Origin of the sequence: Pelomonas candidula (assembly GCF_043555985.1) — a bacterium.
GTDB classification, from domain to species: Bacteria; Pseudomonadota; Gammaproteobacteria; order Burkholderiales; family Burkholderiaceae_C; genus Pelomonas; species Pelomonas candidula.
The window spans coordinates 16,720-33,110 of the sequence record NZ_JBIGIC010000012.1; the positions used below are offsets into that span (position 1 = coordinate 16,720).

Genomic DNA, 16,391 nt, shown 5'->3' on the forward strand with positions numbered 1-16,391 from the left:
CGATCCCCCTTCAGGCCTTTTCCAGATTCACCGTGAAGCTCTTGAACTCCGGCGTCTGCGTGTTCGCGTCGCCCACGAAGGGGGTCAGCGTGTTGACGAGATAGCCGGGCTTGGCCACGCCGACGAAGCCCCAGTGGTTGGGCAGGCCCACGGTGTGCACGCGCTTGCCGTCCACGTCCAGCGACGCGATGCGCTTGGTGACGACGGCCACGGCCTTGATGAAGCCGCGGTTGCTCGTCACCTTGACCCAGTCGCCGTTGGCGACGCCCTTCTCCCTGGCCAACTCCTCACCGATCTCGACGAACTGCTGCGGCTGGATGACCGCATTGCTGCGCACGTTCTTGGTCCAGTAATGGAAGTGCTCGGTCAACCGGTAGCTGGTGGCCACGTACGGGAAGTCCTTGGGCGTGCCGAAGGCCTCCATGTCGCCCTTGAAGACGCGCGCGGCCGGGTTGCTCTTGGCCTTGGCGTTGTTGGGGTGCATGGGGTTGGTGGGCAGCGGCGACTCGAAGGGTTCGTAGTGCTCGGGCAGCGGGCCGTCGGCCATGCCGCTGGGCGCGAACAGCCGGGCCACGCCTTCGGCGGTCATGATGAAGGGCCGCACGGCATCGGCGTCGGTCGGGTTGGCATCGGGCCGGATGTCGGGCACGTCGGAGCCCGCCCATTTGTCGCCGGTCCAGCTGACGAGCTTGCGCGTGCCATTCCAGGGTTTGCCGGTCGGGTCGCACGACGCGGCGTTGTAGAGCACGCGCCGGTTGGCAGGCCAGGCCCAGGCCCAGTTCAGCGTCTGGCCGATGCCGTACGGATCGGCGTTGTCGCGCCTCGCCATCTGGTTGCCGGCCTGCGTCCAGGCGCCGGCGTAGATCCAGCAGCCCGAGGCCGTCGTGCCGTCGTCGCGCAGCAGCCCGAAGCCGCTGATCTGCTCGCCCGCCTTGGCCAGCACCTTGGTCGGGTCCTTGGGGTCGGTCAGGTCGGCCAGCGCCTTGCCGTTGTACTCCTTGGCCAGTTCCTCGGCCGACGGCTTGTTGGGCTGCAGATAGGGCCAGGTGAGGTTGAGGATGGGGTCGGGCAGCGCGCCGCCGTCCTTGGCGTAGGCGGCCTTCAGGCGCATGAACAGCTCGGCAATGATCTCGGGGTCGCCGCGCGCCTCGCCGGGCGGCTCGGCGCCTTTCCAGTGCCACTGCAGCCAGCGGCCGGAGTTGGTCAGCGCGCCGTCCTCCTCGGCGAAGCAGGTGGACGGCAGGCGGATCACCGTCGTCTGGATGTCGGCCGACTTCACGTCGTTGTGCTCGCCGTAGTTCTTCCAGAACTCCGCCGTCTCGGTGATGAGCGGGTCGATGATGACGAGGTACTTCAGCTTGCTGAGGCCCGCGACGATCTTCTTCTTGTTCGGGAACGAGCCGACCGGGTTGAAGCCCTGGCAGATGTAGCCGTTGAGCTTGCCCTGGTTCATCATCTCGAAGGCCCGCAGCACGTCGTAGCCGACGTCCCACTTGGGCAGCCAGTGGTAGCCCCAGCTGTTCTCGGCCGTGGCGGCCTTGCCGAACGTGGACTTCATGTAGCTGACGAAGAACTTCGGGTAGTTCTGCCAGTAGCTCATCTGCCCGGGGCGCAGGGCTTTCAGCGCGCGGGTCTTGTAGTAGGTCTCCAGATCCTGCTCGGGGTCGCGCGCGAGGCTGAGGTAGCCCGGCAGCGACGTGGACAGCAGGCCCAGGTCCGTGAGGCCCTGGATGTTGCTGTGCCCGCGCAGCGCGTTCATGCCGCCCCCCGCCGCGCCGATGTTGCCCAGCAGCAGCTGCACGATGGCGCCGGTGCGGATGATCTGCGAGCCCATGCTGTGCTGCGTCCAGCCCAGCGCGTACATGATGGTCATCGTGCGGCCGGGCACGGACGTGCTGGCGATGAGTTCGCAGACCTTGAGGAACTTGTCCCGCGGCGTACCGGTGATCTTGCTGACCTGCTCCGGCGTGTAGCGCGCGTAGTGCTGCTTCATGACGTTGAGCACGCAGCGTGGGTGCTGCATCGTCATGTCAACCTTGGCAAAGCCCTTGTCGTCCAGCTCGTAGCCCCAGGAGGCGGGGTTGTAGCTGCGCTTGGTCTCGTCGTAGCCACTGAAGATGCCGTCCTCGAACTTGTACGACTCGCCGACGATGAAGGGCGCGTTGGTGTAGTTGCGGACGTACTCGGCCTGGATCTTGTCGTTGGACAGCAGGTAGTTGATGACGCCGCCCAGGAAGGCGATGTCGGAGCCCGCGCGGATGGGCGCGTAGTAGTCGCTCATCGCGGCCGAGCGCGTGAAGCGCGGGTCCACGACGATGAGCTTGGCCTTGTTGTGGTGCTTGGCCTCGATGACCCACTTGAAGCCGCACGGGTGGGCCTCGGCGGCATTGCCGCCCATGATGAGTACAAGGTCTGCGTTCTTGATGTCCACCCAGTGGTTGGTCATCGCGCCGCGGCCGAACGTCGGGGCCAGACTGGCCACCGTCGGGCCGTGTCAAACACGTGCCTGGTTGTCGAAGACGAGCATGCCCAGGCTGCGCATCACCTTGTGCGTGATGTAGCCTGTTTCATTGGACGAGGCCGAGGCGGCCAGGATGCCTGTGCTGGTCCAGCGGTTGACGGTCTGGCCCGCCGCGTTCGTGGCCTGGAAGTTGGCATCGCGGTCGGCCTTCATCAGCTTGGCGACGCGGCTCATCGCCTCGTCCCAGCTGACGCGCTTCCACTCCGTCGCGCCGGGCTCGCGGATCTCCGGGTACTTGAGCCGGTTGGGGCTGTGCACGAAGTCCAGCAGGCCTGCGCCCTTGGGGCACAAGGTGCCGCGGTTGACCGGGTGGTCCGGGTCGCCCTCGATATGGATGATGGACGACGTGACGTTCTTCGCCTTGTCGCCCAAGGAATACATGATGATGCCGCAGCCCACCGAGCAGTAGGGGCAGGTGTTGCGGGTCTCGGTCGCCCGGGCGAGCTTGAAGTTGCGCGTCTCGGCCAGGGCCGCCGTCGGCGAGAACCCCAGGGCCACCAGGCTGGACGCCGCCAGCCCCGCACCGCTCACCCGGAAGAATTGCCTCCGGTCCATGTCCATAAGGTCTGTCTCCTGCGGACACCGAGGTCCGCTCCTTTGCGAACTTGAAAGCGGACCGTCACGCGGCAACCGTGACCCGATTTCTTCACAAAGCAAAGCCCTTGTCCAATCAGGGCATTCCAGGGGGACAAAACCGCTCGGATATGTGCCCCGGCGTTCAGGTTGACTTGGAAATCGAGATCGTCGGGAACTTGGCCGAGTAGTCCTTGGCCTGCGCCGCGATCTTGGCCGCCACCTTGCGGGCCAGGCCCTTGTACAGCGCGGCGACATCGCCGTCCGGCTCGGCGGCGACGGTGGGCGTGCCCGAGTCGGCCTGGGCGCGGATGCTCATGGCCAGCGGCAGCGAGGCCAGCAACTCGGTGCCGTACTGGGCCGCCATCTTCTGGCCGCCCTCGGCGCCGAAGATGTGCTCGGCGTGGCCGCAGTTGGAGCAGATGTGAACGGCCATGTTCTCGACGATGCCGAGGATGGGGATGCCCACCTTCTCGAACATCTTCAGGCCCTTCTTGGCGTCGATGAGGGCGATGTCCTGCGGCGTGGTCACAATGACGGACCCGGTGACGGGCACGCGCTGCGACAGCGTGAGCTGGATGTCGCCCGTGCCGGGCGGCATGTCGACGATGAGGTAGTCCAGGTCCTGCCAGCGGGTCTGGCGCAGCAGCTGCTCCAGCGCCTGCGTGGCCATGGGGCCGCGCCAGATCATGGCCTGGTCGTCGTCGACGAGGAAGCCGATGGAGTTGACCTGCAGCCCGTGAGCGAGGTGCGGCTCCATGTTCTGGCCGTCCAGCGTCTCCGGGCGGCCGCTGGCGCCCAGCATCAGCGGCTGGCTGGGGCCGTAGACGTCGGCGTCCAGCACGCCCACGCGGGCGCCCTCGGCATGCAGCGCCAGTGCCAGGTTGGCGGCCGTCGTGCTCTTGCCGACACCGCCCTTGCCGGACGCGACGGCGATGATGTTCTTGACGCCCGGCAGCAGCTGCACGCCGCGCTGCACCGCATGGGCGATGACGTTGGTCGTGATGGCGACGCTGACGTTGCCGACGCCGGGCAGCGTTTTGGCCGCGGCGGTCAGCGCGGCGGTGAGCGCCGCGTGCTGGCTGGCGGCCGGATAGCCCAGCTCGACGGTGATGGCCACGTCGCTGCCGGTGACCTTGGCCGACTTGATCGCGCGGGCCTCGCCCAACGGACGGCCCTCGGGGTCGGCCACGGCCTGCAGCAGGGGTTGAAGCGCGGCTTCGGAGATGGCGGTCATGGCAGGAAACAGTTCACGGGAAGACAGGGCAGGCAGTCTAGCCCTGGCCACCGCGACACCCGGCGCGCGGGGTTTGTGCGTAGAGTGCGGCGATCCTGCAACCCAGCCTGGAGACTCCATGCGCCGCCCTGCCCTCACGCTTGCCATCGGGCTTGCCGCCGCCCTGCTGGGCAGCACGGTGCTGGCCCAGTCCGGCAACGGCAAGCTGCTGCTGACGGGTGGCGTGTCCAGCATCGACGGCGCGGCCGGTGGCGGGCTGACGCCCTGGGCGCTGACCGGCAGCTACGCCACCGCCGGCGAGGTCGGCGGCACCGCCTTCGTCACCCGTGCCAAGACCGGCAATTACGGCCTGTGGACCTACGGCGCCGCGGTCAGCCTGTACGACCGCGTCGAGCTGAGCATCGCCAGGCAGGATTTCGACACGCAGAGCAATCTGAGCCCCCTGGGTCTGGATGGCCTGCACCTGAAGCAGGACATCTTCGGCGCCAAGGTCCGCCTCGCCGGCGACGCGGTACTGGACAGCGACACGCTGATGCCGCAGATCGCCATCGGCCTTGAGCACAAGAAGGCGCACGTCGGCGCACTGGGACCCACGCTGTTCGGCCCGCTGGGCGCCAAGGACTCGGGGACGGATTTCTACGTCAGCGCCACCAAGCTGTTCCTCGCGCCCGGCGTGCTCGTCAACCTGACGCTGCGCGCGACCCGGGCCAACCAGAACGGCCTGCTGGGCTTCGGCGGCGCCCAGGGCGGCGGCACCAAAATCCAGCCGGAGTTCTCCGTCGCCAAGCTGCTGGCCAAGAACCTCGCCATCGGCGCCGAGTACCGCGCCAAGCCGGACAACCTGCACGAGTCCGTGCTGGGTTCCGGCGCGCTGGCCGAAGACGACTGGAAGGATGTCTTCCTCGCCTGGGCGCCCAACAAGCATGTGTCCCTCACGGCCGCCTGGGTGGACCTGGGCCGCATCGCCCCGGGCGTGCAGCCCAAGCGGCAGACAGGCGGCTATCTGTCGGCCCAGTTCGCGTACTAGCCCCACCCGCATCGCTCACGCCGCTGAGTGAATTGCAGCACCGTCCGTAAAGAAATCTTGCGTTAACCGCGGCGCCACAAGCTGCCGGATACCGGCGGGCAAACTGCCCGCCCATGCAAATTCACCGTCTCCGTCTCACCACCGTTGCCACCCTGGTGGCCTGCGGCAGCTGCGCCGCGGCGTTCGCCCAGACCACGCCCGCCGTGCCTGCTGCGCCCGATGCTGCGGCCTCCATGCCCGCGAGGCGCCCGAGGCCGCCCGAGCATCGCCCCGCCGAGACGAAGAACCAGCAACTGGAGCGCGTGGAGGTCAACGGCTCGGCCAGCGACGACTCCATCCGCCGCGCGTCCACGGCCAGCAAGATCGTCATCAGCCGCGAGGAGATCGAGAAGTTCGGCGACTCCACCGTCGGCGAAGTGCTCAAGCGCCTGCCCGGCGTGACCACCGGTGGCCGCCCGGGCCGCGGCGGCGAGATCCGCATGCGCGGCATGGGCGGCGGCTACACGCAGATCCTCGTCAACGGCGAGCGCATGCCGCCGGGCTTTTCGCTGGACCAGCTGCCACCCGACCAGGTCGAGCGCATCGAGGTGCTGCGTGCGCCGACGGCCGAGTACGGCGCGCGCGCCATCGCCGGCACGATCAACGTCGTGCTGCGCGAGGCGCTGCAAAAGCGCATCAACGACCTGCGCGTGCAGCTGGCCGAGGAGCGCGGCAAGCTGCGCCCCAACATCGGCTGGACGCGCAACGACAAGTTCGGCCAGACCGGCGCCTACAACGTCACGCTGAACGCGACCCGCAACGAACGCATCGACGACTTCCACAGCACCAGCACGACGCACCTGCTCGCCACGGGCCAGGACAGCACGGTCATCAACGCCGGCCGCAACAACGCGGCCAACGAGTCGCTCAACGTCAACGCCCGCGTGCAGTGGAAGGAGGCCAGTGGCGACAGCTTCGCGCTGCAGCCCTTCGTCGTCATCAACAAGGGCTCAAGCACCAACGTCTTCGACCAGCAGCAGACCGGCTGCGTCGACCCGAAGGTCGATCCGACCAGCCAGATCCGCTGCCTGAACTACAACCACGCCGACACCGACAGCAGCAACCGCTCGTCGATGTTCCGCCTGCACGGGCAATGGCAGCACCGCCTGGACGAAAGCACGCGGCTGGAGCTGCGCGCGGCCGTGGGCCGCATGAACGGCTCGGGCCACAGCTACCGCGAGGAGCGCGAGAACGGCGCGCTGTTCCGCACCCAGGACGACACCACCGACAACCACCACGACTCGTGGAGCCTGGCGGGCAAGCTGTCCCACCAACTGGGCGGCGAGCACAGCCTCGTGGCCGGCCTGGAGGCCGAGGGGCAGGATCTGGACCAGAGCCGCGTGACGCTGCAGAACGGCGTGCGCCAGTCGGCGCTGCAGGACTTCGGCGACAACCTGTCCGCGTCCACGCGGCGCTACGCCTACTACGCGCAGGACGAGTGGAGCGTGGGCAAGCAATGGGGCTTCTACGCGGGCCTGCGCGGCGAGACCATCACCACGTCGAGCGCCAACGCCGGCAACCCGGTCAGCAACCGCTCATCGGTCTGGACGCCGCTGCTGCATGCGGTCTGGAAGTTCGACGAGGCGGGCCGCGACCAGATCCGCGCCAGCCTGACCCGCTCCTACCGCAGCCCCAACCTGCAGGACATGATCGCGCGGCCCAGCATCAACTCGCAGTACGCCTGCCCCGACAACGCGCTGTGCGGCCCCAACGTCATCAACTACGCGGACCGCATGGGCAACCCCGATCTCAAGCCCGAAGTCGCGCGCGGGCTGGAGCTGGCCTACGAGAACTATCTCAGCCTGGGCGGCATCCTCAGCGTCAACGCCTTCTACCGCCGCATCCAGGACCTGATCCGCGTGGAGCCGGAGCTGGAGACGGTGTCCTGGGCCGCCGTGCCGCGCTGGGTGGCCCGGCCGCGCAACATCGGCGACGCGACGACCTACGGCATCGAGTTCGAGGCCAAGTTCCGCCTGGACCAGTTCGTCAAGGACGCGCTGCCCGTCAACATCCGCTCCAACCTGAGCCTGTTCCGCTCGCACGTCAACCAGATCCCCGGCCCGCACAACACGCTGGACCAGCAGCCGCCCGGCACCGCCAACCTCGGTTTCGACTACCGCCTGCACAGCCTGCCGCTGACGGTGGGCGGCAACGTCAACTACACGCCTGGCTACCAGATCCAGCAGACCGAGCTGCAGCTCACGGACCTGGACAAGAAGCGCGTCGCCGACGCCTTCGCGCTGTGGACCTTCAACCCCGAGGTCGGCGTGCGGCTGTCGGCCAGCAACCTGGCGCCGTTGAACTACACCACCGGCAGCGTCGTCACGACGGACAAGGCCGTCATCGCGTCACGCAGCGGCGGCCCGAGCTACACGCTGTGGCAGGTGCGCCTGGAGATGAAGATCTAGCGGGCTGAAGCGGCGGCGCAGCGGGGCAGCCCACCGCACCGGTCGGCGGGTTCAGGACGGCAGGAAGTCCAGCGGGTAGGTCACCACCATCTGGTCGACCTGCTTGGCGCCGAAGTCGAATTGCTTGATGCGGGCGAGCAGCTTGCGCTCCAGGTCTGGCGTCTTCAGCTCGCTGGAGACGACGCGGCAGTCCACGACCTCGCCCGAGGGCGCGATCTTCAGCTCCACGACGACCTTGCCCTGCAGCGCGGGGTCGTCCCGCAGCGCGCGGTTGTAGATCGCGTAGATCGAGCCCTTGTTGCGCTCGAACACGAGGCGCACGTCCTCCAGCGACCGCGAGGCCTTGCCGCTGCCGCCGCGCTGCAGCGAGCCGCCGGCACCGCCCCCGTTGCCGCCACCGAGCGTGCTGCCCTTGCCGCCCTGCCCGCCGCCGCCGGCACCACCACCGCCGCCACCGCCCACCACGCCTTCGACCAGCGTGGTGGACCGGCCGGCAAGCCCACCGCCGCCGGTGTCGCGGCTGTAGCTCGCCGTGTTGATGCCGCCGCTGCCGCCGGCGGCGTTGGAGGTGATCATGTTGCGATCGGGGATGCCGGCATCGGTGCCGGCGCCCACGCCAGGGCCGGTCCCGGTGCCCACGCCGGGCCCCTGCTTGATGTTCTGGCTGAGCTGCACAGCGGCCGGCGCGCCGTGCAGCGCACCGATCTCGTCCTTCAACGCCAGCAGGCCCACGCCCGCGGCCTTGCGGCGCGCGGCGGCGACCTCACCCGCGGGCCGGTCGGGCTGCGGATTGCGCGCCTCGGGCACCGGCGCGCCCTTGAGCGGCTCTGCCTTGGGCAAGGGCTTGGCCGCCTCGGCCGTGGCCTTCTCGGGCTCGCCCCGGGCCGGTGTTTCGGGCTTGTGCTTGACCGGCGGCGGCAGGTTCTTCTCGACCAGCAGCTTGGCCAGGCGCGGCGGCAGCTCGGGCGGCTTGGCCCGGTCCACCTCCGGCTTGGGCGCCAGCAGCAGCGCCAGGCACACGAGGGCCACGGCGGCCAGCACCGTGTGGAGGATGCGGCGGTAGCGCGCATCGTCTTCCGGCACGCTGGCCCAGGCCAGCACGTCCGGGCGGAACGTGATTGCGAGCGCAGCCATCTTCAGGTCTTCCTCTGCACGGCGAAGGCGATCTCGGCGAAGCCGGCGCGCGCGCCGGTGGCCATCACCTTGCGCAGCAGGCTGTACGGGATGTGCTTGTCGCCCAGGATGGTCACGGCCTTGCTGGTGCCGTCCTTGTCGGCGCCCAGCACGGGGCGGCTGGCCAGCAGGTCCAGCTCGGCCTTGAGGCCGGGGATCAGGTCGTCGGGCTGTTTCAGCACGTCGGCCACGTCGGCGACCTTGCGGCCCTCGACGACGATCTCGGTGTCGCTCACCGACACGGTGATGGTCTGGCGCGGCGTCTTCTCGGCCACCGACATCGGCAGCTTCACGGCCCGCGCGTTGGTCAGCGTCTCGATGCCGGTGCTGGACATCAGGAAGAAGATGAGGATGGTGAAGATGTCGATCAGGGCGACCAGGTTCATGTCCAGCCCCGAGTTGTTGCGTGCCATGCGGGCGGCGCGCTTCTGGACAGGCGTCAGTTTCATGCGCGGCCTCTGCTACTTCTTGCTGGCGCTCGTGGGCGCGTCGCCGATCGAGACGTCGGGGAACAGCTCGATGTCGGGCACCTTGCCCGTGGCGCCCGGCGGTCGGGCCTGGCGCACGGCGTCCATCACCTGCACCAGGCTGTCATAGGACGTGTCGGGCTGGGCCAGCACGCTGGCCGCGCGGGCGGCGGGGTACTTGGCCTTGATCGTCTGCAGCAGCGTGGACAGCGTCGCGAGGTCGTAGCCCTGCGGCGTCGACGGGATACGCTGGATGAGCCCGCCGACGCGGTCGCCCACCTCCAGCGCGTCGGGGCGCATGACGATCTCCAGCTTGAGCAGGTTGTCGGGGTCGATCTGCGCAGGTCCGGAACTCTGCGCCGGCAGTGCCATGTCCAGCACGGCCAGGTGCGAGAACACCGCCGTGGACAGCAGAAACGGCACCAGCACCACGATCACGTTGATGAACGCGGTCACCTCCAGGTGCACCGCGTGTTTGCGCGGACGGCGTACCGGCATGATCAGGCCTCCTGGGCGGGGTGATGAGGCAGCGTCATGTCATCGACCGCCGGCCGCGGCTTGCTGCTCGGCGCGGATGCGGCCCGTCACGTTCAGGAAGCTGATCTTGGCGGCTTCCAGGCCGTCGACGATCTCGGTCGTGCGCGCCTGCAGGAAGGCGTGGATGAGCAGGAACGGGATGGCCACCGACAGCGCGAACGCGGTGTTGTTCATCGCGATGGAGATCGACGCCGACAGCAGCTCCGCCTTCTCGGCCGGGTTGACGGCCGCCACCGCCGTGAAGCCCTTGATCAGGCCGATGATGGTGCCCAGCAGGCCCACCAACGTGATGACGTTGGCCAGCGTCGCGATGTAGTGGGTGCGCTTCTCCAGGCGCGGCACGATTTCCATCATGCCCTCCTCCATCGCGGCATCGAAGTCCTCGCGTCGGCCGGGGCTTTGCATGCGCTCCAGGCCGTTGACGACGATCTTGCCGACGGCGGCGTCGGAACCCGAGGCGATGCTGTGCACCTCCTTGAACTGCCCGCCCTGCAGCACGGGCAGGATCTTGGCCCACAGCCTGCGGTTGTCGCTGCGCGCCTTGCGCAGGAAGACGAAGCGCTCAACGGCGATCGACAGGCCCACCGCCATGATGGCGATGCTGAAGTAGATAGCGACGCCGCTGTCCTGAAAGAATTTGACAGCGAAATCAACGACGCTCATGGGCTTCTCCTGAAAAAGGCGGATTCAAACGTTAGGGGCGGGCTTGCGGCGCCGAAGACGCCGCAGCGGCGGGGGCGGCCTGGGCGGCCTCCACCTGCGAGTGGTACTGGACCTGGCGGCGGAACACATCCCGGTCCACCGGCGCGAGGACTTCGTCCAGCACGCTGGTGGCCGGCTTGCCGGACAACTGGCCGGGCAACGGCTTCTTCCACGGCACGATGTAGAGCACCTTGGGCAGCTCGCGGTTGCCGATGATCTTGGTCTGGTCGATCTCGGCGCGGTCCTGGGCATGCGCCCCGAAGGCCAGCATCGCCAAGGCAAGCAGTGGCAGGGGCTTCACGGTTTCTCCTTGCTGGCCGCTGAAGCCACCGGCGACGGCTTGCGGTTCTTCAGGTCGACGACCCACTTGGTCACCGCCGCATCACCCTGCGGCGTCAGCGCCAGATAGCGTTCGTACAGCGTCAGCGCCCGCGCGCCGTCGCCCAGGTAGAGGTCGGACAGGATGCCCAGGTTCAGCACCGCCGGCGCGAAGTTCGCGTCCAGCGCCAGTGCCTGTTCGTAGGCCTGGCGCGCCTTGTCGAACTGGCCGGCCTGGCGGTAGGCGACACCCAGCTCGTTGTGGAACGCAGCCTGACGCGGGCTCAGCTTCACGGCGCGCTCCAGCTCCGCCACCGCCGGCTCGATGCGGTTGCCGTGGTCGCGGTAAATGACGCCCAGGTTGGCGTGCGGGCCGGCCAGGTCCGGGTCGGATTTCGTCAGCGCGAGGAAGGCCCGCTCGGCGTCATCCGTGCGGCCCGCGCGCATCAGCCGGCGCGCATCGTCGAAGGCGCGCTGCGCGGCCGGCGTCACGACGACCTCCGGCTCGACGGCCTTCACCGGGGCGGGCTCGGGGGCTGAGGCCGGCGCGGCGCTGGCGACCACGGCTTGCGGTGCCTTCACGTCGCTGGCGGCCCCGGGCTCCGGCTTCGTGGCGCAGGCAGCCAACGCCATGCAGGCGAGCACCACCCAGGCCGCCCGATGCTCAACGGATCGCATCGACACCTCCTTCACTGCGCTCGTCCTTGCCGTAGCGGACCGGCCGCAGTTCGCGCAACGCGGCAAAGCTCTTCCTGACCCATTCGTCGTAGATGCCCTGCGTCGTGCGGCGCGCGTTCAGCTCGTGCAGCTCGGTCGCCTTCTCCTCGAAGGGATAGGCCTGCTCTTCCAGCATCACGTTGTACTGCTCCAGCTCCAGCTTGGAGAGCTTCTTGGGGCGCTGCGAGTCCAGCAGCGCCTTGCCGAAGTCCTGGTACAGCGCGGCCGTGTGGTACGACGCCGCCGTCACGACGTCAGCGACGCCGTAGTCAGCCGCCACGGCGTAGGCCTTGAGCGCCTCTTCCATCCTGGCCTTTTTGGCCTTGAGTTGCTTGGCGAGCGGCTCGACCAGCTGGACCTTGCGGTAGGCCTCGACGGCCGGCTGCGCCAGCGACAGCGCCGCCATCGCGCCCAGGAACTGCGTGCGCGGCGTGCGCGCGGCGCCACCAGCCTGGTCGGCCTGGAACACGTCCTTCATCGAGGCCAGCTCGCGCGCGGCGCTGCCGTCGGCGCGCGCCAGCACTGCCAGGCGGTAGCGCGCCTCGACGGCAGGCTCCAGCGGCTGTGGGTATTGCTTGAGGTAGCGCTCGTAGGCCTGGACCAGCATGGCACGCGCTGCGGGCGTCATGGTCTCCGGCGTCTTGCCGGCGGCCTTCTCGCGCAGCTGCAGCGATTGCCACAGCCCGGCGCGAGCCAGCTTGGCGTCTGGCTGCGTTCCGGCCAGGCGCTCGTACTCGCCGGCGGCCTGGGCCCAGTTGCCCTTCTCCGTGTAGACGAAGGCCAGCTTGTTGCTCACCTCGCCCTGCAGCGTGTGCTTGGGGAAGCGGGTGCGGAAGTCCTCCAACGTCGCGGCGGCGGCGTCCCAGTCCTTCAGGCCGATCAACACGGCGGCAGCGTCGTACTGCGCCGTCGCGCGCACCGGCGAGTCCGCCGCGACGCTGCCGACACGCATGAAGTGCCCCACCGCGTCGCGCGCACGGCCCTCGGTCCGCGCCTGCTCGCCCTGCCGGTAGACGGACGCAGCCAGACGCTCGGTCAGGTCGCGGCGGCCGGGCTCGGTGGCCGGCGTCAGCGCCAGCACTTCGCCGTAGGCCTTCTCCGCCTTGTCGAACTCGTTGCGCTCGAAGGCGGTGTGGGCCACGACGGTCCAGGCCACGCGGCGCTGGGCCGCGGCAGCCGGTGGCTGCAGCGCCAGCACGCGCTGGGCCACGGCCGCGGCCTGGGCGCCCTCGCCCAGTGCGTAGAGCTGCTCGGCGGCACGGGTCAGCACGGGGCTGACGCGCGCATCGCTCGGAAAGGCGTCGGCAAAGCGCTGCGCGCTGGCGGCGGACGTCTTCTGCAGCGCGGGCAGCTCGGCGGGCGCTGCTGCCTTCTCCAGCGCGGCATAGCTCAGCAGCGCGGTGTAGCCGGCGTCGGCGCTCTTCTCGTGGGCCGGGTACTGGTAGGCGGTCTTCTCGTACTCCGGCACGGCCTCGGCGTAGCGCTTGTCCTCGTACAGCAGCTCGGCCAGCAGGAAGTTGTTCTGCGCCGCCTCGGGTGACTTCGGGAAGGACGTGAGGTACAGGCGATACCAGTGCACCGCCTCCTGGTAATCGGCCGACGCCTTCTTCTGCTGCGCCAGCGCGTGGTGATGGCGGGCCAGTTCGGCCAGGTGGGTCTTCACCAGCGGCTGCGCTTTGTCCCAGCCCTCGGGGTTGGCCTGGCGGAACTCGCTGCCGGCGCCGTAGCGGGCGACGTAGTCCTTCTTGGCGTCCAGCGCCTGGTTGACGAAGCCGTTGCCCTGATAGATGTCAATGACGCGGGCCTGCAGCAGCGGTGCCTGCGCATTCAGCGGCTCACGCCGCGCGAACGCGCCGAAGGTGTCGGCGGCATCCTTCAGCCGCTCCTGCTTCAGGTACAGCTCGCCCAACTGCTCGTAGACACGGAACTCGTAGGCACGGCGCTGCGGCGACGTGATGTAAGCCTGAATGGAGTCAGCCCCCTGCAGATTGGCCAGGCTGATGCTGGTGACGCGGAAGGTGTCTTCCAGCAGCTCGCGCTCGGCACGGGTCAGGCCGGGCAGGCTCTGCAGCTCGCCCGGGCCGCTCAGCACGGCGGCCTTCTGGTCCAGCACGCTGAAGAAGGACTGCAGCGACTCCTCCAGCTTCGCCTGCTTGAAGCGCGACCAGCCCTGCATGTAGGCCGCGCGCTCCTGGAAGGGGTTGCCGGCACGGGCGCCCAGCAGGCTGCCGTAGGCCTGTTCGGCCTTGGCGTAGTCGCGCAGCGTGAACAGCATCTCGCCGCGGCGGAACTGGGCCTCGTCCAGGTAGGCCGTCTTCGGGTATTCGGCCACCAGCCGGTCCAGCGTGGCCATCGCCACCTCCAGCTGCCCGCTCTGTTCGTAGGCACGCGCCATCTGGTAGAGCACGCGGTCGTTGCCGGGGTCCTTGGGGTAGGCCTTCAGGTAGTTCCGGTAGCGCGTCAGTGCGGCGGCGTAGTCGGGGTTGGCCGCGGCAGCGCTGGTGGCCGAGCGGTTGTCGGCGCTGTTCATCTCCAGGTCGCCCAGGCGGCGCAGGGCTTCTGCGCGCTGCGGTGCGCGCGGCGCCACCTCCAGGAACTTCTGGTAGGCGGCGATGGTCTGCTCCTCGCTGGCCGCGACACCCGCGTCCTTCTCGACCTTGACGGTGCGGCCGGCCAGGGTCTTCAGCGTCGGCGTCTCGGGCGGGATAGCCTGCTTGCTGCCGGCGCAGGCGGCCAGCCCGCAGGCCAGCAACAGCGTGAGGCTGTGAGGGCTAAGGCTTGGGCGCACGATCGGCCTCCCTGGACCCGTTGGCCTGGTCATGGAGCTGCGCCACGGCAAAGCGCGCCTGCACGCTGTACTGCGCCAGCCGCTCCTTCTGCCGCACGAGCTCGGCGACGGCGATGTCCTGCGCCGCCTGTTGTTGTTGCTGTGCCAGCGTGGCCACGCGCGGGATCAGCGCGGCGATGCGAACCGCCAGCTCGGCCGTGCGCTTCGCGAACGCGTCGAACCTGGCCGGCTCGTCGATCTGGGCCTGGGCCAACGCGGCATCGCGCTGGATGGCCTCGCCCAGTTCGCGGTCGATGATGCGCAAGTCCTTCTGCGCGGCCCACAGCCGGGCCACGTGGTCCTGCGCCAGGTCCCAGGTCAGCAGGCCGGTGGCCAGGCGGGCGCGGCGGGCGGCATCCGGCGCGGCCTCGGGGCCCAGCGCTTCCAGGTTCTCGTTGACCCGCTTCACGCGCTCGATCAGCGCGCGCTGCCGGTCGGTGGGCAAGGCTTCGAAGTCGACTTCCTTCTCGACGCGCTTCAGCTCGGTCGCGACGTCGTCACGACGCTTCTGCAGCGCATCCAGCCCGGCGGCACCGGCTTGCGCACGCACCTTGGGCAGCCGCTCGGCATAGGCCTGGCGGCGCGTGGCGACCATGTCGTCGAACACGGCGAGCTTGTCCTGCCAGGCCTTCAGGTTGCCGGCGAGAAACTGCAGGTCGCGCAGGTTCTTGAACGCCTCCTGGAATTCATGCTGGGCCAGCACATCGGTCAGGTGGCCGGCATGCGGCATCTCGGGCAACTGCTGGATGCTGGAGAACCAACCCATCTCGACGCCGGGGTTGGCGGCGAGCAGCCCGTCGATCAGCTTGCCGGCGCGGATGGCAGCGACCGATTCGTCCAGCGCGGCGTCTTCCTTGCCGTAGACGGCGATGGCTTCGTTGTAGCGCTCCAGCGCCTGGCCGAAGGCGCCCAGCTGCGTGTACGAGTAAGGCACGGCCAGACGTGCCTCCAGCACGGCGGAGTCGCGGCCGTCGCGCTTGAGCAGCTCGGTCCACGGCACCAGCGCCTCGCTGTGCTTCTTTGCGGCGGCCAGGGCCCAGCCGTAGCCCAGCAGCGCCTTGTTGGCCTGCAAGCCTTCCAGGCGCACGCGCTGCAGATAGCCCCAGGCGGCCTCGGGCTTGTCGTCCCGCAGCGAGGCATAGCCCAGCGCCAGGTTGGCCTGGTCGCGCAGGCTGCGGTATTCGTCGGTGGGCGGCATCGGCGGCGAAACGGCCTTGCCCAGTTGGTCCAGCCACACGCTGCCGGCCGCGACGTCGCCGCCCCGGATCAGCGCGATGCCCAGGTTGTAGCGGGCATACAGGCCGGCTTCCGGCCGCTTCGCCAGCTCGTCAAGCACCCTGGCGGCGCCGGCGTTGTCCTGGGTCGCCATCAGCACGTTGGCGTGCAGCAGCACGCGTTCCTCGTCGAGCTCCGGCGGCAGCTGCTTGCCGATGCGGCCCAGCGCGTCCAGTGCCTCGGCCATGAAGCCGCGCTGGTAGCGGATCTTGGCGAGGTAGAACCAGGCGCGGTCACGCACCGGCGGCGACGCGCTCTTCTCGAGCAGGCTGGCGAACACGTCGCCGGCCTCGCGGTGCAGCCCGTACGACAGCAGCAGGCCGCCGCGCAGCAGCTCGGCCTCGTCGGCATGCCGGCTGACGCGCTGGAAGCGCTGCGACGCCATCAGGCTCGTGACCGCCGTGAAGTAGTGGTCCTGGTAGAAGTGGAAGAGCGTGTCGCCGTAGTGCGGGTCCCGCACCAGCTTGGGCGGAGGCGTGTCGGCCGCCTGTGCGGTGCCGAGCACGCAGGCCAGCGCCGCCACGGCGCCCACCCTGGCGCCGGCCCGGCGCCACGCGCGTTCCACGCGAG

The 16,391-nt window shown here is 69.1% G+C and carries 12 protein-coding genes; 2 read left to right on the forward strand and 10 right to left on the reverse strand.

Annotation, left to right across the window (positions count from 1 at the left end; translation table 11 throughout):
* Positions 1–10: 10 nt before the first annotated feature.
* Together fdnG and apbC are read right to left on the reverse strand one after the other, a co-directional pair.
* Positions 11–3,082: a formate dehydrogenase-N subunit alpha gene (fdnG, locus tag ACG04R_RS21205; protein ID WP_394415529.1), complete on the reverse strand. Its 3,072-nt coding sequence runs from the start codon at positions 3,080–3,082 to the stop codon at positions 11–13.
* Positions 3,083–3,239: 157 nt separating this feature from the next.
* On the reverse strand, positions 3,240–4,331 hold the full coding sequence (gene apbC, locus ACG04R_RS21210; RefSeq protein ID WP_394415531.1) for an iron-sulfur cluster carrier protein ApbC: 1,092 nt from the start codon (positions 4,329–4,331) through the stop codon (positions 3,240–3,242).
* A 118-nt stretch (positions 4,332–4,449) separates the two neighbouring features.
* On the opposite strand from apbC, the gene ACG04R_RS21215 reads away from it, so the two are divergent.
* Positions 4,450–5,358 (forward strand): DUF3034 family protein, encoded by a 909-nt coding sequence (locus ACG04R_RS21215; RefSeq protein ID WP_394415533.1) that lies wholly within the window; start codon positions 4,450–4,452, stop codon positions 5,356–5,358.
* Between the two features lie 113 nt (positions 5,359–5,471).
* Positions 5,472–7,805 carry a TonB-dependent receptor plug domain-containing protein gene (locus tag ACG04R_RS21220; RefSeq protein ID WP_394415535.1) on the forward strand — a complete coding sequence of 778 codons (2,334 nt, stop codon included), beginning with the start codon at positions 5,472–5,474 and terminating at the stop codon, positions 7,803–7,805.
* 51 nt (positions 7,806–7,856) lie between these two features.
* On the opposite strand, the gene ACG04R_RS21225 is transcribed toward ACG04R_RS21220, so the two are convergent.
* From ACG04R_RS21225 to ACG04R_RS21260, 8 genes are read right to left on the reverse strand one after another with little or no spacing between them, the layout of a single operon-like run.
* Positions 7,857–8,939, reverse strand: a complete 1,083-nt coding sequence (locus ACG04R_RS21225) for a TonB family protein (protein ID WP_394415537.1) — start codon at positions 8,937–8,939, stop codon at positions 7,857–7,859.
* Between the two features lie 2 nt (positions 8,940–8,941).
* Positions 8,942–9,427 carry an ExbD/TolR family protein gene (locus ACG04R_RS21230; RefSeq protein WP_394415539.1) on the reverse strand — a complete coding sequence of 162 codons (486 nt, stop codon included), beginning with the start codon at positions 9,425–9,427 and terminating at the stop codon, positions 8,942–8,944.
* Positions 9,428–9,439: 12 nt separating this feature from the next.
* Entirely contained in the window at positions 9,440–9,943 is a 504-nt protein-coding gene (locus ACG04R_RS21235) for an ExbD/TolR family protein (RefSeq protein ID WP_394415541.1), read from the reverse strand.
* A gap of 39 nt (positions 9,944–9,982) precedes the next feature.
* A complete protein-coding gene (locus ACG04R_RS21240) occupies positions 9,983–10,645 on the reverse strand; it encodes a MotA/TolQ/ExbB proton channel family protein (RefSeq protein WP_394415543.1) in 663 nt (220 codons plus the stop codon).
* A gap of 31 nt (positions 10,646–10,676) precedes the next feature.
* Positions 10,677–10,985, reverse strand: coding sequence for a hypothetical protein (locus tag ACG04R_RS21245; protein ID WP_394415545.1), 309 nt, complete (start codon positions 10,983–10,985; stop codon positions 10,677–10,679).
* Complete coding sequence (locus ACG04R_RS21250; RefSeq protein WP_394415546.1) at positions 10,982–11,680, reverse strand: tetratricopeptide repeat protein; 699 nt, start codon at positions 11,678–11,680, stop codon at positions 10,982–10,984. Before ACG04R_RS21250 ends, ACG04R_RS21245 begins: the two co-directional genes overlap by 4 nt.
* Positions 11,667–14,507: a tol-pal system YbgF family protein gene (locus ACG04R_RS21255; RefSeq protein WP_394415549.1), complete on the reverse strand. Its 2,841-nt coding sequence runs from the start codon at positions 14,505–14,507 to the stop codon at positions 11,667–11,669. The genes ACG04R_RS21250 and ACG04R_RS21255 overlap by 14 nt, the downstream gene beginning before the upstream one ends.
* Entirely contained in the window at positions 14,491–16,386 is a 1,896-nt protein-coding gene (locus tag ACG04R_RS21260) for a tetratricopeptide repeat protein (protein WP_394415551.1), read from the reverse strand. The genes ACG04R_RS21255 and ACG04R_RS21260 overlap by 17 nt, the downstream gene beginning before the upstream one ends.
* Positions 16,387–16,391 lie beyond the last annotated feature (5 nt).